The sequence below is a fragment of the Maricaulis sp. genome (assembly GCF_034670125.1).
Classification (GTDB): Bacteria; Pseudomonadota; Alphaproteobacteria; order Caulobacterales; family Maricaulaceae; genus Maricaulis.
In genome coordinates this window covers 448,766-469,173 of the sequence record NZ_JAXMOC010000003.1, presented here as the reverse complement: position 1 = coordinate 469,173, position 20,408 = coordinate 448,766, and the positions used below count along the sequence as shown (strand labels likewise).

Here is a 20,408-nt window from a genome sequence, read left to right as displayed (position 1 = left end):
CGCGGCACCGAACTCCGCTCCCGACCGGGAAGGGTTGACCGTGGAATCTGTGTTGCGGTGCAAAACGTGCTGCAAGGCCGGGCAGCGTCGCATCATTCTTGCGCAATCTGATCATCTGGCGCCGGATGCGTGCGCCCATAATGTTGCGCAGTATCGAGCGCTGGCTGGCGCCACCGGCAACATCATTCCCTCAAGCTCTAGTTCGCGGCAAAAAATGCTAATATCCCGGATCGCCCCGGACTTGTGCGGTTGCGAAGACTGTGCTGCAGTGGCGAACTTCCGTCATTTCCAAGGGGGCCGGATTGCTCAGATTTGTGGACATAGACCAGACCTATCCGGAAAAGCGCGCGGAAACGGAACGACGTAAGGATTTCAATGAAATCTATCGCGGGTTCGCGACCGAAGCCGCCGCCGGCCAGGCCTCTCGCTGTTCACAATGCGGCGTTCCGTTCTGCCAGTCCGGTTGTCCCTTGCAGAACAATATCCCCGACTGGCTGATGCTGGCGGGCGAGGACCGTCTCAAGGAGGCTTATGCCGCCTCGGCCGCAACCTCGACCATGCCCGAGATCTGCGGTCGCATCTGTCCGCAGGACCGCCTGTGCGAAGGGTCCTGTGTCGTCGAGAAGTCCAAGCATGGTGCCGTCACCATCGGTGCCGTAGAGCAATACATCACCGACACAGCGTGGAAAGAAGGCTGGGTCGAGCCGCTCAAGGTCGGGATCGAGCGCGGCCAGAGCGTCGCGGTGATCGGGTCCGGACCCGCCGGCCTTGCTGCTGCTGAACGCCTGCGCGAAAGCGGATTTGCGGTCACGGTTTACGAGCGCGCAGACCGGGCTGGTGGCCTGCTGATGTACGGCATCCCCGGCTTCAAGCTGGAAAAGCACGTGGTCCAGCGTCGTCTCGACCGTCTCGAACAGGGCGGCGTTGTTTTCAAGCTGAATTTCGAGGTCGGCCGGGACGCGTCGCTGGCAGACATCCGCGCGGAGCATCATGCGGTGCTGCTGGCGACCGGGGTCTACAAGGCGCGGGCCCTGACCTGTCCGGGTTCAGGCGATGGTGTTCTGGCCGCGCTCGACTATCTGACCCGATCCAACCGCGATGACCTCGGCGACCCTGTCGCAAATATTCCCACGCTCGACGCCAAGGGAAAGCGCGTGGTCGTTGTCGGTGGCGGCGACACGGCGATGGACTGTGTCCGAACCGCCATTCGACAGGGGGCCAGATCGGTCACCTGTCTCTATCGCCGGGATCGCGCCAACATGCCGGGCTCGGCCCGTGAAGTGAGACACGCCGAGGAAGAAGGTGTGGACTTTGAATGGCTTTCCGCACCGCTTGCCGTGTTGACCAAGGGGGACGCCATTTCCGCCGTGCGGGTTCAGGGCATGAGGCTGGGTGCTCCGGATGTTTCCGGTCGACGGGCGCCCGAAGCAGATCCGGGCAGGACCTGGGATATCGAGGCTGACATGGTGATCTCGGCACTTGGTTTCACGCCCGAGGATCTGCCAGACCATTTCGATGCGCCCTATCTGTCGGTCCATCACGATGGCCGTGTCGAGGCAGATCCGGATACGCGAATGACCAGCCTTGATGGCGTGTTTGTCGCCGGCGACCTGCACCGCGGCGCCTCGCTGGTGGTCTGGGCGATCAAGGACGGGCTCGATGCTGCACGCTCGATCATCTCCTATCTCGACAATCGCATGCGGGTACTGGGAGCAGCCGAATGACGAACAAGACCTGGTCCGAAACCGCGCATCGCCGAGGCCTCGAAACACTCTCCGATGCAGGTCTCATAGATCCCCGCGATGAGCGTGATGCCTGCGGCGTCGGCCTCATCGCCGACATGAAGGGCCGGGCTCGTCGCGACATTGTCGAGCTCGCCATTGATGCCTTGAAGGCGGTCTGGCACCGCGGCGCTGTCGATGCTGACGGGCTGACCGGCGACGGTGCCGGTCTGCGAGTGGGCGTCCCGCAGGAGTTCTTCAAGGCGGCCGTTGCCCGAACCGGTCACGAGCCCGAGCGCGGCGATGTCATTGTCGGCATGGTCTTTCTGCCACGCACCGATTTCGCCGCCCGCGAGCGGGCCCGCGCGATCATCGAAGCGGAAATCCTGCGCGAGGGATTTGCCTTCTATGGATGGCGCCAGCCGCCAATCGACACGTCTGTGCTCGGAGACAAGGCGCGGGCGACCCTGCCGGAAATCGAGCAGGTCCTGTTTCGTGACCCGCGGTGTCGCGACAGCGAAGCGGTTGAACGCGTCCTGTATATCGTCCGCCGCCGGATCGAGCGGCGGGCTCGCGAAGAGAATTTGCGTGACCTCTATGTCTGCTCACTGTCGTCGCGGGACATCATCTACAAGGGCTTGTTCCGTGCCGAGGATATCGACGCCTTCTACACGGATCTGCAATCGCCGGACTTCATTTCGCCGTTCGCGATATTCCATCAGCGCTATTCGACCAACACCTTCCCGGAATGGCGTTTGGCCCAGCCTTTCCGGATGCTCGCCCACAATGGCGAAATCAACACGATCCGCGGCAACATCAACTGGATGAAGAGCCATGAGGTCCACATCGCCGAGACCGCTTTTGCCGATGTCGAGCGCGATGTGAAACCGGTCATCCAGCCGGGCGCCTCGGACAGTGCGGCCCTCGACCAGACTTTCGAAATCCTGGTCCGGGCCGGCCGGTCTGCGCCGATGACCAAGACTCTTCTGATTCCGGAAGCCTGGTCGAAGCGGGCCGACGTCATGCAGGAAGCCTGGAGCCGGATGTATGAGTACTGCAATGCGGTGATGGAGCCGTGGGACGGTCCGGCGGCGATCGCCGCCTTTGATGGCCGCTGGGCAATAGCCGGGCTGGACCGCAACGGTTTGCGGCCGATGCGCTATGCGCTGACACGCGATGATGTTTTCGTTGCCGGATCGGAAACCGGGATGGCCCCGGTAGACCCGGCGACGGTGACCGAGCGCGGCTCGATCACGCCGGGTCGCCTGATCGCGCTCGACATCGTCGAGGGCAAATTTTATCGAGAGCAGGACATCCTGAACGAACTGTCCGAACAGCATCCTTACACCCGCTGGCTGGGTGAAATGCAGGATATCGAGCCGGTCGTGGGTCCGGGCGCCGAGGACCAGTTGTTTGACGACGCCGAGCGCACGCGCCGCCAGGCTGCCGCCGGTTTCACTTTCGAAAACATCGAGCTGGTGATCAAGGCGATGGCCGAAGACGGCAAGGAGGCCGTTGGCTCGATGGGGGATGACGCACCGCTCGCCGTGCTTTCCGAAAGCTACCGCCCGTTATCACACTTCTTCCGCCAGAATTTCTCGCAAGTGACCAATCCGCCGATCGACCCGCTGCGTGAAGGTCGGGTGATGGGGCTGAAGACCCGCTTCCGCAATCTGGGCAATATCCTGGGCCAGGGCGAGGCGCGGGCCAGTGTGCTGGTGCTGGAAAGTCCGATCCTGTCCAATGGCAGTTACGAACGCTGGCGGGACCATATGGGTGGCGCCATCAAGGAGATTGATTGTCTTCTGCCGGTTGCGAGCGCCAGTGGTGACGGTCAGGCCCTGCGGTCGGCCATCGATGCCGTGATCCATGAATGTGTTGCTGCCGTCCGAGATGGTGCCGCCCATCTGGTTCTCACCGATCACCGCCAGGACAGCGAGTGTGCCGCCCTGCCGATGGTCCTGGTCGCGGGCGCCGTGCATTCCACATTGACCCGCGAGGGTCTGCGCAATTTCTGCTCGCTCAATGTGCGGGCGGGTGAGTGTTTCGATGCCCACTATGCAGCGGTCCTGATCGGTCTCGGGGCGACGACGGTCAACCCCTACCTGGCCTTCGACACGGTCACCGCCGGTCGTGAGGCCGTGGGCGGCGAGAGTTGGGCCCGCGAGCGGGCCGGTCGCCTCAAGACAGCGCTGGACGGCGGGCTGCTGAAAATCCTCTCCAAGATGGGGATCTCGATCATTTCCTCCTATCGCGGCGGCTGCAATTTCGAAGTGCTCGGCTTGTCGCGCGCTCTGGTCGAGGCCTATCTGCCGGGCGTGGTCAGCCGGATTTCCGGGATCGGCCTGCCCGGACTGGAAGTCCGTACCCTCGATCTGCATCGCAAGTCCTGGGATGGCGATGCGCGGCTGCCGATCGGCGGTTTCTATCGCCAGCGGTCCAGTGGCGATCGCCACGCGCTCAATGCACCCGTGATCAGTGCCCTGCAGACGGCGGTCCGTGACAATGATCCAGCGGCCTGGAAGCAGTACGGCGCGGCGATCAAGGACCAAGGTCCGATCCATTTGCGCGATCTGATGGACATGCGACCCATCGGTCCGTCGGTTGGTCTGGACCGGGTCGAGTCGATCAATGGTATCCGCCGCCGTTTTGTCACGCCGGGAATGTCGTTGGGGGCGTTGTCACCCGAGGCGCACGGGGCGCTGAATGTCGCCATGAACCGGATCGGTGCCAAGTCGGTCTCCGGTGAGGGCGGTGAGGACCCGGCCCGCTACACGCCGCTGCCCAATGGCGACAACATGAATTCCGCGGTCAAGCAGATCGCGTCGGGTCGTTTCGGGGTCACCGCCCAGTATCTGGGCCAGTGCCGCGAGATGGAAATCAAGGTCGCCCAGGGCGCCAAGCCCGGTGAAGGCGGCCAGCTGCCCGGCTTCAAGGTCACCGAATTCATCGCCCGCATGCGACTGGCGACACCGGGCGTCAGCCTGATCTCGCCGCCACCGCATCACGACATTTATTCGATCGAGGACCTCGCCCAGCTCATCTATGATCTCAAGCAGATCAATCCGACCGCTCGCGTCGGGGTGAAATTGGTCGCTGCGGCTGGTGTTGGGGCGGTTGCCGCCGGCGTGGCCAAGGCGAATGCCGACATCATCAATATTTCCGGATCGGTCGGCGGAACCGGCGCGGCGGCGCTGTCCTCGATCAAGTTTGCCGGCGGACCGCTGGAACTCGGCCTAGCCGAAGCGCACCAGATGCTGTCCCTCAACGGATTGCGCGAACGCGTCACCCTGCGCGCTGATGGCGGGATCCGGACTGGTCGCGACATCGTCATTGCCGCCATGTTGGGGGCGGAGGAATTCGGTGTCGGGACGGCTTCGTTGATCGCCCTGGGTTGTCTGATGGTGCGCCAGTGCCACTCCAACACCTGCCCGGTCGGGGTCTGCACCCAGGACGATGACCTACGGGCGCGGTTTGGCGGAATTCCGGACCATGTCGTCAACCTGATGACCTTCCTGGCCCAGGATGTCCGCGAAATCCTGGCCGATCTTGGCGCCACCTCGCTGGAAGACATCATCGGCCGGGCCGACCTGCTCGACCAGGTCTCGCGTGGCTCCCAGGCGCTCGACGATCTCGACCTGTCGGCGATCATGTCGCGGGCCGATGCGGTCGAACGCCCGGCCCGTTCGACCCGCCGCCTGCGCAATGATGTCGCCCCGGCGCTGGACGAACAGATTATACAGGACGCCGCGCCTGCCTTCGACCGCGGCGAGAAGATGCAACTGGACTATGGCGTCAAGAACACCGATCGCGCGGTCGGTACACGCACCTCGTCGCAAATCGTCGCGCGGTTCGGTCCGGACGGTCTGGGTATTGATCACCTGACCCTGCGCCTGCGGGGTTCGGCCGGTCAGTCGCTGGGAGCGTTTTCGGCCAAGGGCTTGCGGATCGAGCTCGACGGCGACGCTAACGACTATGTCGGCAAGGGCCTGTCCGGCGCCAGCATCATCGTGCGACCCTATGGCGGCGCAACCGAAGCCAATGAGGAGCACGCCATTATCGGCAATACCTGCCTCTATGGCGCCACCTCCGGGCGTCTTTTCGCCGCCGGGCGGGCGGGTCAGCGCTTCGGTGTGCGCAATTCTGGCGCCGACGCGGTGATCGAGGGCTGTGGCACCAATGGCTGTGAATACATGACCGGTGGCAATGCGGTGATCCTCGGACCGGTGGGGGATAATTTCGCGGCCGGAATGACGGGCGGTGATGTGTTCGTCTATGATCCGGAGCGCCGTCTCGACGCCCGTCTCAACCGTGAGACCGTGCTGGCTTTCGATCTGGACGGCGAGGCCGAGCGCCGCTGTCTGGCGATGATCGAAGCCCATGCCGGCGAGACCGGCTCGAGGATCGCGGCTCGCCTGCTGGCCGCCTGGCCTGCCGAGCGGGAGCACTTTGTTCACCTGCGCGGTGAGGAAGTGGTGAAACGCGAGCGGGCAGCCATCGCGGCGGCCAATGACAGTCAGACCGCCTGAATCCAGCGAATGTCTGACCTTGAGAATTGATATTGCGGCGCAACACGGGCATTGGTCGCGCCAGAATTTGGGCGTAAGACATCGCCCGGACCAGCCGCAAGGAGCACACGATGCGGATCGACAAAATCTCCGCGGGCGAAAATCCGCCTGAAGACATCAATGTGATCATCGAGGTCCCGGTCGGTGGCCAGCCGGTCAAGTACGAGATGGACAAGGATGCGGGCACGCTGTTCGTCGACCGCTACCTGCACACCCCGATGAGCTATCCGTGCAATTACGGCTTCATGCCGCATACCCTGTCGGAAGATGGCGACCCGATCGACGTGATGATCGTCGGCCACACCACGCTGGTGCCGGGCTGTGTCGTCCGGGCCCGTCCGATCGGTGTCCTGCTGATGGAAGACGAGAGCGGTATGGACGAGAAAATTCTAGCCGTTCCGCACCCCAAGCTGTCGCCGCTCTACGGCAAGGTCAACGAGCCGGACGACATCCCGGAACCCCAACTGATGCGGATCAAGCACTTCTTCGAGCACTACAAGGATCTCGAACCCAACAAATGGGTCAAGGTGATTGGCTGGGGCGACGCCGCCAAGGCCCGCGAACTGATCCTGGATTCGCTTGAGCGCGTGAAAAGCTGAGCGACGGCACAGCACGGCAATGCCACACGCCCCGGACCGGCTGGTCCGGGGCTTTTTTGTGCCGATGACCTGCGGCGCAGCGCTTCATCGTGCCGGCGCCGCCAAAACCGGTCATTCAGTGGCTCACAGGTATTGGAGATGTGTGGAAACGCATCTTGACTTTTATCAATTATCAATGATGGGAGAGCTAGGCTGACGCTGCGTTGACGGGCGTCCGTACCGTGTTGGAGTGGAAAATGAGCAAAATATCCGGATGTCTGGAAGGGGTCAGCTTCCTCGGGCCGAAATCGGAGAATGCCAGCTGGCTTCGCTCTGAATTCGAGGGTGTGCTGGATCAGTGGTTTGACTGGCGTCGTGCGCTGTTCAGCTCGGACCCCTCGCCGGTTCCCATGGCGATGCGAGCGTCGCCGGAGTTTCGCGCCGAGCAGGACAAACTCACGCAAAAAGTCCGCGAGCTCAGCGAAATGATGACCGGTGAGGTCCCCAAATACACCCCGCGCTATATTGGACACATGGTGTCGGAACTGTCGGTGCCGGCCCTGCTCGGACATTTTGTCACGCTGTTGCACAATCCGAACAATACGTCCCGCGATGTGGCCCGTGTGAGCGGCCGGGTCGAGGATGAGGCGATCTCGATGCTGGCTTCGATGATCGGTTTCGACCCGGCCCGTGCGCAGGGTCATTTCACCAGTGGTGGCACCATCGCCAATTTTGAAAGTGTCTGGCGCGCCCGATACCGGATGGACCATTTTCTGGCCCTGGGTCTGTGCATCGCGGAGACAACGGGCGAGCGGTTTGATCCGGTCGAGTTTGCTCATCTGGGGTGGGATGACTATCACGCGTTGGTCGCAGCTCACCACATCACCGACGCCGAGTTGCGAAACGCCAGCGCGGTATTGGGCAATCCGTTCCGGGTTGCCGCCCGGATATCCAGCGCGTCCGGCCGCGCGTGGGAAGGGCCGGTTCTGCTGGTACCCGGCAACAAGCATTTTTCCTGGCTCAAGGCGGCCAATGTGTTCGGTCTGGGCGAAGAGGCATTCTGGCCGGTCGAGCTGGACCGGCATGGGCGGCTTAGCCTTGCCGCCCTGGCAGAGGTGATTGACCGTGCCTTTGATGCCGGGCGACCCGTGCTGGCTGTGGTCAGCGTCGCCGGCACAACAGAAGCGGGTGAGATCGATCCGGTCGATGGTGTATGTGATCTGCTCGATACACTGCGCACTAAGGGGCGGGATATCTGGCATCATGTCGATGCCGCCTGGGGCGGGTTTCTGTGCTCGATGCTGGGAGGCGACGCGAGCCGGGCACTGAGCGAGCATGCCGGCCGGGCACTGACCGCTATCCGGCGCGCCAACTCCGTGACGCTTGACCCGCACAAACTGGGCTATGTGCCCTACGCCTGCGGTGCGTTTCTGGTCCGTGACCTGGCCAACTACGCCAACTCCACATTTGCCGCGCCCTATATCGACCGGGCAGCGCCCAATGACAGATGGATGATGACGTTGGAAGGATCTCGCAGCGGGTCCGGCGCGGCCGCAGTCTGGCTGACCGGAAAAACGCTGACCTTCAGCGCAGACCGGTTCGGCGAAGTCATGGCGGGTACGCTTGAAAGTCGCGCCTATTTCGAACAGGCCCTCGTGTCCGGATCAGAGCGGGTCCGTATCCTCAAGCCGATCGACTCCAATATTCTCTGCTTCTCTCTGGCCGAAAAGGGCGAAGGCCTCCACGCGTCCAACGCCCGAACCAGCCGCGTCTACGAGGCGTTTGCCGCGGATCCTGAATTCGCCGTCTCCAAGACCAAACTCGCGGTCGCGAACTATCGCCGTTTGATTGACAGCCATCTTGACCAGTACGGGGGGCAGGCAGACTGCGGCTCCCTGGTCCTGATCCGCTGCGTGTTCATGAACCCGTTCTGGCGGGATCCGGAGGTTCGGGCGGCCTTGATGCCGCGCTTCCTCGAGCGCCTTGAAACTCACATGAATTGATAAATGTCAAGTCCTGTTCGGTGCGGCTCAGGGCCGCGCGTCAAGGCGTCGCGATGACGCTCTCGACCAAATGACACAATATGTTGTGGTCATTCTCTAAAAAGAGACAACATATCGTATTATTGGAGGGTAGCATGCAGTCGGAGCAATTGGCTTGGCGTCAGGATAGCCGGATCGAACACGCGGTCGCGGCGCAGATCAATGTGAAGTCGACCATTGAGGAATATGTCCACCGTGAGGACTGGCGCATCAAGGCCAATGCCAATCAGGGATACTCCCTGGGCGGACTGATCCTGAATACATCCGGGAAGGTCACGGCCAACTATTGGCTCGATCACGTGTACCCGCCCGCCGTCGGGATCGCGCACAGGAATGCCGACCTGCACGTACATGATCTGGACATGCTGGCGGGCTATTGCGCCGGATGGTCGTTGCGTAACCTTCTGGTGGAGGGCTTCAACGGAGTTCCCGGCAAGATCGAGGCCGCACCGCCGCGGCACTTTACCAGTGCGCTCGGCCAGATCGTCAATTTTCTGGGGGCATTGCAGAATGAATGGGCCGGCGCCCAGGCGCTTTCCTCGTTCGATACCTATCTTGCTCCTTTCCTGCGCCTTGACGGTCTGAGCTATGATGCCGTGGTGCAGGCGATGCAGGAATTCGTGTTCAACCTGAATGTTCCGTCGCGATGGGGCACGCAGACCCCGTTCACCAACCTGACCTTTGACTGGGTGTGCCCGGAAGACCTGCGCGAAGATGTTGCCATCATTGGAGGTGAGCCGGTCGATTTCACCTATGGTGAGCTCCAGGCGGAGATGGACATCATCAATCGCGCCTTCATCGAGGTCATGACCCGCGGCGATGCGCGGGGCCGCGTGTTCACTTTCCCGATTCCGACCTACAACATCACTGACGACTTCCCCTGGGAGTCGGAGAATGCCCGACTCCTGTTCGACATGACCGCCAAATATGGCCTTCCGTACTTCCAGAATTTCATCAACTCGGAACTCAAGCCCAACCAGATCCGCTCGATGTGCTGCCGCTTGCAGCTGGATCTTCGTGAGTTGCTGAAGCGGGGAAACGGCTTGTTCGGCTCGGCTGAGCAGACCGGTTCGATTGGTGTGGTGACGATCAATTGCGCCCGGCTTGGCTACCGCTTCGCCGGCGATGAGGCCGGATTGATGGCTGAAGTCGACCGGCTCCTCGAGCTTGGACGGGACAGCCTGGAGATCAAGCGGGCCCTGATCCAGTCATTGATGGATGACGGGCTGTTCCCGTATTCCAAGCGGTATCTGGGCAGTTTGCGGAACCATTTTTCAACGCTCGGCGTCAATGGCGTCAATGAAATGATCCGGAATTTCACCCATGACGAGGCGGACATCACCACACCCTTTGGCGAAGCGTTTGCCTTGCGCCTGCTCGATCATGTCCGGGCCCGCATGCTCGAATTCCAGGACCAGACCGGCCATATGTACAATCTGGAAGCCACGCCGGCAGAAGGCACGACCTACCGCTTCGCCAAGGAAGACGCCAAACGCTTCCCGGACATCCTGCAAGCCGGCACGGAGACGTCGCCCTACTACACCAATTCTAGTCAGTTGCCGGTCGGGTTTACCGATGACCCGTTCGAGGCCCTGACCCGTCAGGACGCCTTGCAGACCCGATATACAGGCGGAACGGTCCTGCACCTTTACATGAGCGAAAGGCTGTCGAGTCCCGATGCCTGTGCGGCGCTGGTCCGACGGTCGCTGGAAACCTTCCACCTGCCTTACATCACCGTGACGCCGACCTTCTCGATATGTCCCCATCACGGCTATCTCGCCGGCGAGGAACATTTCTGTCCGACCTGTGATGAGGAGGCCAAACTGGCCGGTCGCTACGATCCGGACAATCGGCAGGCCTGCGAAGTCTGGACGCGGGTGATGGGCTATCACCGGCCTGTCGAAGCGTTCAATCCTGGCAAGAAGTCCGAGCATGAAGAGCGCCAGCACTTCACGGAACGCCGGGCGTCTCGCCGTGCCGCCTGACGGGTTGTCCGCCATTCGGGTGGGCGGCTTCCAGCCGTTCACCACCCTGGACTTTCCCGGGCAGATGGCGGCAGTCGTTTTTCTGCAGGGCTGTCCATTGCGCTGTGTCTATTGCCACAACCCGGACCTGCTCCCGGTGCACGCGGACACGGAAATTGACGGTCGAGAGATCGAAACCCGCCTGAAAGAGCGCCGCGGCTTGTTGCAAGCCGTGGTGTTCTCCGGCGGAGAGCCGCTTGTCCAGTCCGGGTTGGCGACGGCGATGGATCATGTCCGGTCACTTGGTTTCAAGGTCGGTCTGCATACCTCCGGGATTTCGCCGGAACGGTTTCAGCGCCTGCGCGATCGGGTCGACTGGGTCGGATTTGACATCAAGGCGCCGTTCTCAGGTTATGGCGGTGTCACGGGTGTCAGTCAGGCCGGACGCCAAGCCCAGGCCAGTTTCTCCATGCTCGCCGGGTGGGGCATTCCCTACGAGGTGAGGGTAACCATCTGGCCGAGCCTGCTCGATGGCGACGCTGTCCGGCAGATCGCCACCGAGGCGCATCGGCTGGGGTGCAAGGATTTCGCGCTCCAGGAATGTCGGGACCCGGTGACCGGTGAGGCGATGGGGGGCGCGGTGTTCCAGGATGCCGACCTGCAAGCCGATCTGGCGCAACGCTTTCCCGGATTTGCGGTCCGGCGGGCAAGCCATGCCCGCGCGGCCTGATACGGCTTCCAAAGGTTGGTTCGGACGTCCCGGGCCCGGGACGGGCAGCTAGCTCATCCGCTTGCCGAAATCCTTCAGGATCTCGCGCGCGGCATTGTGGCCGGGGGCGCCGGTGACACCGCCGCCGGGATGGGTGCCGGAACCGCACTGGTAGAGATTTTTCACCGGGCTCCTGTGATCGGCATGGCCAAGGACAGGCCGGGCCGCGAATAATTGGTCGAGGCTGAGGGCGCCGTGGAAGATGTCGCCACCGATCAGGCCGAACGTGCGCTCGAGGTCCTTTGGGGTCAGCGCCTGATACCCCAGCACGCTGTCGGCAAAGCCGGGGGCCCATTTATCGACAGTCTTGATCATCACCTGCGCCACCTCATCGCGATAATCGTCCCAGTCCCGGCCTCCCGACAGCTCCGGCGCGACATGCTGGCAGAACAGGCTGGCGACGTGCTGGCCATCCGGCGCGAGGGTCGGGTCCAGGGTGGACGGTATCAGCATTTCGATGATCGGCTCGTTCGACCACCCCTGGCGGCGGGCGTCGGCATAGGCCTGCTCCATATAGGCCAATGTCGGTGCCATGATGATTCCGGCGGTCAGATGGTCGCCCGGTCCGGGCAGGGCCGTGAAATCGGGCAGGCGGTCGAGGGCGAGGTTCATCCGGAACGTGCCGGACCCGCATTTATAGTGCCGGATGCGCTCGCTGAAATCGTCCGGCAGGGCGGCCGGGTCGATCAGGGAGCCGAACAGGAGTTTCGGGTTCAGGTTCGACACCACGGCCCGGGCCGACAGGGTTTCTCCGCCTGCCAGTACGACCGTACCGGCGCCAGCGTCGTCGACCAGCACCTGCTCGACGGCACAGCCGGTCCTGATCTCGACACCGCGTTCCTCGCAACAACGCGCCATCGCTTGAGTGATGGCTCCCATTCCGCCGATGGCATGACCCCAGGCTCCTTTCTTCCCATTCACTTCGCCAAACAGGTGATGCAACAGGACATAGGCACTGCCGGGCGTGTAGGGGCTGGCGAAATTGCCGACTATGCTGTCGAAACCGAACAGCGCCTTGATGGCGTCACTCTCGAACCAGCCATCGAGCCAGTCTCCGGCGGATTTGGAGAACAGGTCGAGCAGGTCGCGTCTCGCTGTGAGCGACATGCCGCCCAGCCGACCGCCCAGATTGGCGGCCTTGAGAAGCTCGGGCAGCGCGCCGAGCCAACCGCTTTCGGACAGGTTGGGCGGCGTCTCCAGAACCAGCTCGCGCAAGGTGTCGGCAACGACTTCCAGCCGGTCGCTGTATTCCTGCAGTCGCGCGGCATCCTTGGCGGAGAACTTGCCGACCTGGTCGGCGGTCAGGCCGTCGCCGGCGAGAAGATAGCCGTGCTCCAGCGGCAGGAAATTGCCGATCCGGCGTTCAACAATCTTCAGGCCGTGGGCGTGCAGGTCGAGATCGGCAATCACTTTGGGATTGAGCAGGGAGACGGTGTAGCTGGCGACCGAATTGCGAAAGCCGGGATGGAACTCCTCGGTGACAGCAGCGCCACCCACCACGTCGCGTCGCTCCAGTACGGTGACCTTCAAGCCTGCCTTGGCGAGATAAGCAGCGCAAACAAGGCCGTTATGACCGCCTCCTATGATCAGGATATCGCGGTCGGGTCTGGTTCTGCGGGCGCGGTGACGGATCGGTGCGGTGAGGGCTGTCATGGCTGTCGAGTTTTGCCGCGAAGTCGGAAAAGAGCAATGCTTCGCAGAGGTTGTGCCGATCGACGCCAGGCTGGCCCGATCAATCGAAGGCGCCGGCGACATCCTTCGCCAATACCAGGGCGCGGCCGGAGGCAATCTCAGCGCCATCCGCTGTCACGCATCGCGTGGCGAGGTCGACCAGCTGTTTGTCGGGACGAAGACGCGTGATTTCGACGCTGGCGATCAGCGTCTGGCCCAGCGGTGCCGGTGACAGGAAACGGGTTTCCTGTTTGAGGTAGTTGGTGCCCCGCCCCGGCAGGTGGACACCGAGCAGGTGGGAGAACATGCTGTTTATCAGCGCCTCGGGAACATGCTCGACGGTCAGCGTGCCGCCGGTCAGGCGCTGCAGGTCGCGGGCATCGGCAGACGAGAAGCGACGCTCTATTGACGCGGTCTGGCCGATAAGGAGCGCCTCGCTCATACCTCGATTTCCGTTGTTCCGGTACAGGTGGTCACCCCGTCGAGAAGCCGGGTCACGGTCAGCGACAGCGCGATCCGCCGACGGTTTGCCGCTTCCGGCCGGCCGGTTGTTTCGACGTCAAAACGAAGCGCTTCGCCGACAGGGCTTGGCGCCGGGTATTGCGTGTTCTGGCCCAGTTGTCGGGCTCCGGGATAGAGGTCCTCCACCAACCGCCGCAGCACAGCACACAAAAGCGCGCCGTGGGCAACGGTTCGTCCGAAGCGCGTGCCCGCCGCGAACCCGGGGTCGCAATGGATCGGATTGTTGTCACCGGACAACCGGGCAAAGGCGTCGAAATCGGCCTGGCTGAAGGTCTTTTCCAGGTGCGCGCATGGCAAGGCCGGCTGCGGGGGCGTCGTCATCACGTTGTGGCTTCCGGGAGCGGCAAAAGGTGTTTCTGGACCTTGCCGGCTGCGGTGCGCGGAAAGTCTGTTGCCCGACGGAAATGGCGGGGAATCTTGTACCCGGCCAGCCGTTCGCGGCACCAGTCCGCCAAGGCGTTGTCGGTGACGTCCTGGCCGTCGCGCAGGATCAGGTGCGCGCAGCCGACCTCGCCCCATTTTTCATCGGCGATGCCGGTGACGGCGGATTCCAGCACGGCCGGGTGTTCGTCGAGCACGTTCTCGACCTCGGCCGGGTAAACGTTCTCGCCACCTGAAATGTACATCTCCTTGATCCGGCCGGCGACATAGCAATAGCCATCCGCGTCGAAGCGGCCCAGATCACCGCTCTTGAGCCAGCCGTCCGCGGTAAAGAGTTTCGCGGTCTCCCCGTCGCGCTGCCAGTAGCCAGGCGTCAGGCCTGGCCCGAAGAACTGGATTTCGCCGGTCTTGCCGGTCGCCAGCGCCTCGCCCTCGGGTGTCGCCACCCGGGCTTCGATCAGCAATTGTGGTTTACCCACCGACCCGATTTTCTCGAGCGCATGGTCGCGATCCATGAGAAAGGCTGTCGGTCCTGTCTCGGTCATCCCGAAGCCGTTGCAAACGATTGCGCCCCGGGCCGCAAATGTCTCGATCAGGACGTCCGGCATGGGTGCGCCGCCGCAGGCCCAGTGCCGCAGGCGCGTCAGATCGGTCGCCCCAAACTCGGGATGCAGCGACAATTCGCGGTAGACGGCCGGGACGCACAGCATGACGTCCAGCTGGCCGTCATTGATCAGGCTCAGCACCGTGCCGGCGTCAAAGCCGGGCAAGAGATGGTTGAGTCCGCCAGCCATCAGGACCGGCAGGGTGTGCAGGTTGATCCCGGCGGTGTGGAACAGGGGCAGGAAATTGACCGTCGCGTCCCCGTCCCGCAGGCCTATCGCTTGGGAAATATTGACATAATTCACCAGTGCCATGCGGTAGGTCTGGATCACGCCCTTGGGGCGGCCGGTCGTGCCCGATGTGTAGATCAGATACCAGGGCTGATCGCCTGGCCAAGCTGTCCGGCCGGGATGGCGCGATGCGACTTTGCGGGCCGTCGGCCACTCGCTTTCCAGGTCAATCAAGGCCAGTGGAGCCGTTTGCGTTGCCGTTTCGGCCTTCTGCCTGTCGTCATGGCCGACGAGCAGGCAGGTCGGCGCGCAATCGACGAGCAGGTCGGCCAGTTCGCGCGCCGGCATGCGCCAATTCAATGGCGTGAGAATGGCGCCCAGCTTCGCGCAGGCGAACAGGGCCTCGAAGAACTCGATCCGGTTGCGGCAAAGAATGGCGACCCGGTCGCCTTCACCCACGCCCCGGTCCGCCAGGACGGTGGCGGCGCGGGCACTGCGCTCGTCCAGCCCGGCAAAACTGATGACCTCGCCGGTTTCGACGATGTGGAAGGCCGGCCTGTCGGGCGTCAGGGCGGCGCGGCGCGCGGTGATGTCGGTGATAATATCCATCATCCGGCGGCCTCTCGCGGGGCCAGAAATGCTTCCATCCTTTGACGGGCTTCCGGCCGGATCAGCAATTGCTTGAAACTGGCCAGTTCCAGCTCCAGCCGTTCGGCCAGGGTCGGTGACCCAAGACCGGCATCCAGCAGCTGGCGACTGGCCAGCGCGGTCTGTGGGTCATGGGCGGCCTGAAGCTGGGTCAGCTCCGCGAGCTGCCCGGCGAAATTGCGAGCGTCACAGACCCGGTCGACGACACCCATGGCCAAAGCGGCGTCGGCATCGAGACGACTGTCCTGCGCCAGCCAGCTGCCGGCACGACCGGCACCGATCCTGGCGGGCAGGAGCGCGGTCCAGCCGCCATCGGGCGCAAATCCCATCCGGGCGTAGTATGGCTGGATGAAGGCGTCGCGGCTCATCAGGGTGATGTCGCAGGCGAGCATCAGGCCGATCGCTCCACCGGTCAGGGGGCCGTTGACCGCAGCGATGGTGGGGCAGGGCAGCGCACGCAGGGCAAGGATGGCACGGTTCAGCGCCGACACCACAGTGTCGCCGAATGCCTCGAGAGATGCAGGATCATCGGCCCGGGCCTGAAATTCGCGGATGTCTCCACCGGAGGAGAAGGCACGCCCCGCACCTGTCAGGATCACAGTTCGGGCGTTCCGGCTGTCACCAAGGGCGTCACAAAGCGCGTTCAGCAACACCGGTTCCAGCGCATTGCCATGGCCCGGCCGGTTCAGCGTGATCCGGACGACCTCGTCGTCACGGCGGACCAGAACCGGCGAAGGGGTCGCGTCCGAATTCATGACTTCAGGCCGTTTGCGATCAGGTCCGAGACCACGCGGGCAACGTCTTCCGGGTCACGGTCACGCTCCCATATTCCGAAGCGAAGTCCCATGAACACGCTCATGCCGATCAGTGCCCAGGCGCGGGTGCCCTGGTCGCCGGCACTGACCTCGCCCCGGCTGGCGGCGTCTTCCAGGTTTCTCTGATAGCGTTCCATGAAAACGTCGTAGTGCGCCTTGTAGGCGTCCGGAGCGACGAATTGGGATTCCTCGATGATCCGGTAGAGATTCGGGTGGGCCCGGGCGAACTCGATATAGGCAACGAGGCCGCGATGCTCGGTTTCCAGCCGGTCCGACGCGTCTTTGACCCGTTCGGCAATCCAGCCGCGCGTCATGTCTCCCATATGGGCGACCAGGGCCCGGAAAATTTCGTCCTTTGAGTCGAAGTAGACGTAGAAAGTACCCAGTGCCACCGAGGCCCGGCGTGTGATGTCGCCGATCGAGGTGGCATGAAAACCATTCTCCCCGAAGGCGCCTTCCGCCGCTTCCAGAAGCTTGTTCCGGGTCCTCAGACCGCGTGCGGTTTTGGGGCGTTTATCGACGGTATTGGATTCTGAAGTTGACATATGATTCAGTTTTCACAAAATGGATCCTAAATCAATATGGCACGATCCAGCGAAAATTGGACGGCCAGGGGGAGATCAGACCGTGGCCGATGCACAGCCGCACAGTCCGGACGAAGGTGAGCACGCGCTGCAACACCTGACGCTGCGCGATGGCACGGTGATGTCCTATCGGGAACTCGGACAGGGGCCGGTCCTGCTTCTGGTGCATGGCTGGGCGGCTTCGAGCGCGTTCTTCGACACCATCGCGCGAGCGCTCTCGGATGAGTTCCGGGTCCTGGTACCTGACCTGCGTGGCCATGGCGACACGCCGGCCGGCACGCCTCCGACCACGATTGGTGACCTGGCCGACGATCTCGATGAACTGCTGACCCGAAAGGGATTGAGCCGGATTGTGGCGTTGGGCTGGTCGATGGGCGCAACCGTGCTGTGGTCGATGATCCAGCGTCATGGCCATGACCGGCTTGCCGGCATGGTGATCGAAGACATGAGCCCGCGCATTCTCAACGACGAAACCTGGTCGCTGGGCATGTCGAGCGGCATGGACTCCAATGCGTCCAGTCGAGCGACCGAGGCGATGCGGGCCGACTGGCCTGCCTATGCCGCCACATTCGCGCCACGCATGTTTGCCCGGGACCGGGCCGCACGCGAGCCACAAATGGTGGCTGACGCTCTTTCCCTGCTTCGCGCTCGCGATGCTGATGCCATGGCTGACCTCTGGTCTTCGATGGCGCAGCAGGACCTGCGCCCCGAACTTCCGGGAATGGCCATCCCGGCGCTGATCGCCTTTGGCGAACGCAGCGATGCCTACGGCCCGGAGACGAGCCGCTATCTCGTCGAAACCCTGCCCGCTGCAACGGCGCACGGGTTCGCCCACTCCGGGCATGCACCACATCTCGAACAGCCGGAAGAGTTTGTTGATGTGGTCCGAAACTTCGCCCGCCAGGCCCTGGCGACGGCGACAACCCATGTAACCTCTGAGGGGAGTATCTCATGAAAAAATTCAAGACCCTTACGGGCACCGCGCTTCTGTTGAGCACGGTGGCCGCTTCAGCCCTGGTCGCGGCACCCGCCGTGGCCCAGGACAATGGCGCGTCGGAAGGCCGTGATGTCATCACCGTCACCGCCCGCCGCCGCGAAGAGACGCTGCAGGACGTGCCGCTGTCGGTTACGGCCATGAGCGGTGAAGATCTCGAGCGCATGGGCGCACTGGACATTGTCGCCATCGCCGACACGACGCCGAACATCACGCTGGAAGTGTCTCGCGGCACCAACTCGACGCTCTCCGCCTTCATTCGCGGCGTCGGTCAGCAGGACCCGGTTGCCGGCTTTGAGGCCGGTGTCGGCATCTATGTCGATGACGTCTACCTGAACCGTCCGCAAGGCGCCGTGCTCGATATCTATGATGTCGACCGGATCGAAGTCCTGCGCGGCCCGCAAGGCACGCTCTACGGCCGCAACACCATTGGCGGCGCAGTCAAATACGTCACCCGTCGCATCGATGCCGACGAGCCGACCCTGTCAGCCCGCCTCGGTGTCGGCAGCTACGGCCAGCTCGACACCGTGTTGTCCGGCACAGCGCCGCTGTCCGACACGTTCCGCGTCGGTGGTACAATGGGTCGCTTTACCCGTGACGGCTACGGTGAAAACCTGAACACCGGCGAAGACAACTACGACAAGAACGTGTTCGGCTATCGTGTCTCAGCCGAATGGGAGCCGACTGACACTTTCTTCGTCCGTCTGGCTTATGACAGCGTCTCTGACACATCGAACGCCCGTGGCGGCCACCGCCTGATTCCAGGCGCTCTGTCCGGCGCTCCTGTCCTGGACAATGTCCACGACACCCGCGCCGGCCTCAATGTGGTCGACCAGGACGTCGAGGGTGACGGCCTTGCCCTGACAGCCGAATGGCAGATCAACGATAACTGGACGGTTCGCAACATCCTTGCCGATCGCAATGATACCTCGATCACGCCGATCGACTTTGACAACCTGCCTTCGGGCGACCTCGACGTGCCGGCGATCTACGAGAACGAGCAGTTCTCCGAAGAGTTCCAGCTGCTCTATTCCGGTGAGCGCCTGAACGGTCTGGTCGGCTACTACTATCTCGACGCCAGTGCGATGACCGTGTTTGACGTTCTGCTGGACAATCTCCTGGCGGGTCTCAACGCCCAGACCTTCGGCGAAGTCGACACCAAGACCTGGTCGGTCTTTGCCAACTTCACCTATGATCTGACCGACGAGTTCTCGCTGACCTTGGGCGGCCGCTATACCGAAGACGAGCGGACCTCGACGGTCCTGCGCCGGACCTATCTGGGCGGTTTCTCCGAGTTCTTTGGCGGCTCGGGCTTCCCGATCGCCACGACCTCGGACTTTACGGGCACCAACTCCTGGGATGACTTCTCGCCGACGGCTTCGCTTGCCTGGCAGCCGAACGCCGCCAATAATTTCTACCTGACCTACTCGCAGGGCTTCAAAGGCGGTGGTTTCGATCCGCGCGCCCAGACGACGGGCACGCCCGACTTTGACCAGAGCGGCACGATCGAGGCCGATGAAGTCTTCCGGTTCATGAGCTTCGATCCGGAGACGGTCGACAGCATCGAAATCGGCTGGAAATACCAGGGCAATGGGTATCGCCACAGCCTGGCCGTCTTCAACATGGACTATACCGACATCCAGGTTCCCGGGTCGGTCGGCATCGACACCGACAATGACGGCGTCAACGACACCTTCACCGGCGTGACCACCAATGCCGGCGCAGCCACCATCCGCGGTATCGAATATGAAGGCTCGCTGGATCTCGGTCAGGACGTGTTTGCCCAGGGCGACTTCATGACCCTCGGCTGGGCCATCGGCCTGCTGGACGGCGAGTACGACCAGTTCGTCAATGCTTTCGGCGTCGATGTCTCGGACCAGGTTGTTATCCAGAACACGCCGGACACCACGGCCTCCGCGACGCTGACCTACATCACGCCCCTGCACGGCGGTGACCTGTCGGTGATCAATACGATCAGTCACCGGGGTGACTCCAGCCAGTTCGAATTCCCCTTCCCGCTGCTTGACCAGGGTGCCTACACCCTGTGGAACGCATCGATGGTCTGGGAAGGTGAGGACGGCCACTGGCAGTTCGGCCTGCACGGTCGGAACCTGACCGATGAGGAATACCGGGTCTCCGGCTATGACTTCGTCAATAACACCACCCTGGCTCCGGAGCTGGGCCTGGAAGGTACGTTGATCGGTTACTACGGTCCACCGCGCACCGTCACGGCGACTATCGCCTGGCGCTACTAGGCTGCCGATTGCGACGGGCGGGAACCTCCCCCGCCCGTCGTATCCGGACTATGCTTGCGGCGG

At 62.9% G+C, this 20,408-nt stretch carries 14 protein-coding genes; 8 read left to right on the top strand and 6 right to left on the bottom strand.

What is annotated here, in order from left to right; all coding sequences use genetic code 11:
- The first annotated feature begins 302 nt into the window (after positions 1–302).
- The 6 genes from VOI18_RS08455 to VOI18_RS08430 all read left to right on the top strand — a co-directional run bounded on the left by VOI18_RS08455 (position 303) and on the right by VOI18_RS08430 (position 11,603).
- Positions 303–1,724: an NAD(P)-dependent oxidoreductase gene (locus VOI18_RS08455; RefSeq protein WP_323761961.1), complete on the top strand. Its 1,422-nt coding sequence runs from the start codon at positions 303–305 to the stop codon at positions 1,722–1,724.
- Complete coding sequence (gene gltB / locus VOI18_RS08450) at positions 1,721–6,250, top strand: glutamate synthase large subunit (RefSeq protein ID WP_323761960.1); 4,530 nt, start codon at positions 1,721–1,723, stop codon at positions 6,248–6,250. The genes VOI18_RS08455 and gltB overlap by 4 nt, the downstream gene beginning before the upstream one ends.
- 110 nt (positions 6,251–6,360) lie before the next feature.
- Entirely contained in the window at positions 6,361–6,888 is a 528-nt protein-coding gene (gene ppa / locus VOI18_RS08445) for an inorganic diphosphatase (protein ID WP_323761959.1), read from the top strand.
- A 236-nt stretch (positions 6,889–7,124) separates the two neighbouring features.
- The gene (locus tag VOI18_RS08440; protein WP_323761958.1) at positions 7,125–8,870 is read left to right on the top strand and encodes a pyridoxal phosphate-dependent decarboxylase family protein; all 1,746 of its coding nucleotides are present in this window, start codon (positions 7,125–7,127) and stop codon (positions 8,868–8,870) included.
- 134 nt (positions 8,871–9,004) lie between these two features.
- Positions 9,005–10,894 carry a ribonucleoside triphosphate reductase gene (locus VOI18_RS08435; RefSeq protein WP_323761957.1) on the top strand — a complete coding sequence of 630 codons (1,890 nt, stop codon included), beginning with the start codon at positions 9,005–9,007 and terminating at the stop codon, positions 10,892–10,894.
- Positions 10,842–11,603, top strand: a complete 762-nt coding sequence (locus VOI18_RS08430) for an anaerobic ribonucleoside-triphosphate reductase activating protein (protein ID WP_323761956.1) — start codon at positions 10,842–10,844, stop codon at positions 11,601–11,603. Before VOI18_RS08435 ends, VOI18_RS08430 begins: the two co-directional genes overlap by 53 nt.
- A gap of 48 nt (positions 11,604–11,651) precedes the next feature.
- Here the strand turns inward: VOI18_RS08430 and VOI18_RS08425 are convergent, their stop codons facing one another.
- The 6 genes from VOI18_RS08425 to VOI18_RS08400 all read right to left on the bottom strand — a co-directional run bounded on the left by VOI18_RS08425 (position 11,652) and on the right by VOI18_RS08400 (position 17,057).
- Entirely contained in the window at positions 11,652–13,295 is a 1,644-nt protein-coding gene (locus VOI18_RS08425; RefSeq protein ID WP_323761955.1) for an NAD(P)/FAD-dependent oxidoreductase, read from the bottom strand.
- Between the two features lie 79 nt (positions 13,296–13,374).
- The gene (locus tag VOI18_RS08420) at positions 13,375–13,755 is read right to left on the bottom strand and encodes a phosphate acetyltransferase (protein WP_323761954.1); all 381 of its coding nucleotides are present in this window, start codon (positions 13,753–13,755) and stop codon (positions 13,375–13,377) included.
- Positions 13,752–14,156 (bottom strand): MaoC family dehydratase, encoded by a 405-nt coding sequence (locus VOI18_RS08415; RefSeq protein WP_323761953.1) that lies wholly within the window; start codon positions 14,154–14,156, stop codon positions 13,752–13,754. The genes VOI18_RS08420 and VOI18_RS08415 overlap by 4 nt, the downstream gene beginning before the upstream one ends.
- Positions 14,156–15,661 carry a long-chain fatty acid--CoA ligase gene (locus VOI18_RS08410; RefSeq protein ID WP_323761952.1) on the bottom strand — a complete coding sequence of 502 codons (1,506 nt, stop codon included), beginning with the start codon at positions 15,659–15,661 and terminating at the stop codon, positions 14,156–14,158. Before VOI18_RS08410 ends, VOI18_RS08415 begins: the two co-directional genes overlap by 1 nt.
- Complete coding sequence (locus tag VOI18_RS08405) at positions 15,658–16,452, bottom strand: enoyl-CoA hydratase/isomerase family protein (RefSeq protein WP_323761951.1); 795 nt, start codon at positions 16,450–16,452, stop codon at positions 15,658–15,660. Before VOI18_RS08405 ends, VOI18_RS08410 begins: the two co-directional genes overlap by 4 nt.
- The gene (locus VOI18_RS08400) at positions 16,449–17,057 is read right to left on the bottom strand and encodes a TetR/AcrR family transcriptional regulator (protein ID WP_323761950.1); all 609 of its coding nucleotides are present in this window, start codon (positions 17,055–17,057) and stop codon (positions 16,449–16,451) included. Before VOI18_RS08400 ends, VOI18_RS08405 begins: the two co-directional genes overlap by 4 nt.
- Before the next feature lie 82 nt (positions 17,058–17,139).
- On the opposite strand from VOI18_RS08400, the gene VOI18_RS08395 reads away from it, so the two are divergent.
- Together VOI18_RS08395 and VOI18_RS08390 are read left to right on the top strand one after the other, a co-directional pair.
- Entirely contained in the window at positions 17,140–18,051 is a 912-nt protein-coding gene (locus VOI18_RS08395; protein ID WP_323761949.1) for an alpha/beta hydrolase, read from the top strand.
- Complete coding sequence (locus tag VOI18_RS08390) at positions 18,048–20,345, top strand: TonB-dependent receptor (RefSeq protein WP_323761948.1); 2,298 nt, start codon at positions 18,048–18,050, stop codon at positions 20,343–20,345. The genes VOI18_RS08395 and VOI18_RS08390 overlap by 4 nt, the downstream gene beginning before the upstream one ends.
- Positions 20,346–20,408 lie beyond the last annotated feature (63 nt).

Coding starts and splice junctions, on each gene's coding strand:
- gltB (WP_323761960.1), top strand. CDS start 1,721: ATGACGAACAAGACCTGGTCCGAAACCGCGCATCGCCGAGGCCTCGAA.
- ppa (WP_323761959.1), top strand. CDS start 6,361: ATGCGGATCGACAAAATCTCCGCGGGCGAAAATCCGCCTGAAGACATC.
- VOI18_RS08440 (WP_323761958.1), top strand. CDS start 7,125: ATGAGCAAAATATCCGGATGTCTGGAAGGGGTCAGCTTCCTCGGGCCG.
- VOI18_RS08435 (WP_323761957.1), top strand. CDS start 9,005: ATGCAGTCGGAGCAATTGGCTTGGCGTCAGGATAGCCGGATCGAACAC.
- VOI18_RS08430 (WP_323761956.1), top strand. CDS start 10,842: ATGAAGAGCGCCAGCACTTCACGGAACGCCGGGCGTCTCGCCGTGCCG.
- VOI18_RS08425 (WP_323761955.1), bottom strand. CDS start 13,295: ATGACAGCCCTCACCGCACCGATCCGTCACCGCGCCCGCAGAACCAGA.
- VOI18_RS08420 (WP_323761954.1), bottom strand. CDS start 13,755: ATGAGCGAGGCGCTCCTTATCGGCCAGACCGCGTCAATAGAGCGTCGC.
- VOI18_RS08415 (WP_323761953.1), bottom strand. CDS start 14,156: ATGACGACGCCCCCGCAGCCGGCCTTGCCATGCGCGCACCTGGAAAAG.
- VOI18_RS08410 (WP_323761952.1), bottom strand. CDS start 15,661: ATGATGGATATTATCACCGACATCACCGCGCGCCGCGCCGCCCTGACG.
- VOI18_RS08405 (WP_323761951.1), bottom strand. CDS start 16,452: ATGAATTCGGACGCGACCCCTTCGCCGGTTCTGGTCCGCCGTGACGAC.
- VOI18_RS08400 (WP_323761950.1), bottom strand. CDS start 17,057: ATGTCAACTTCAGAATCCAATACCGTCGATAAACGCCCCAAAACCGCA.
- VOI18_RS08390 (WP_323761948.1), top strand. CDS start 18,048: ATGAAAAAATTCAAGACCCTTACGGGCACCGCGCTTCTGTTGAGCACG.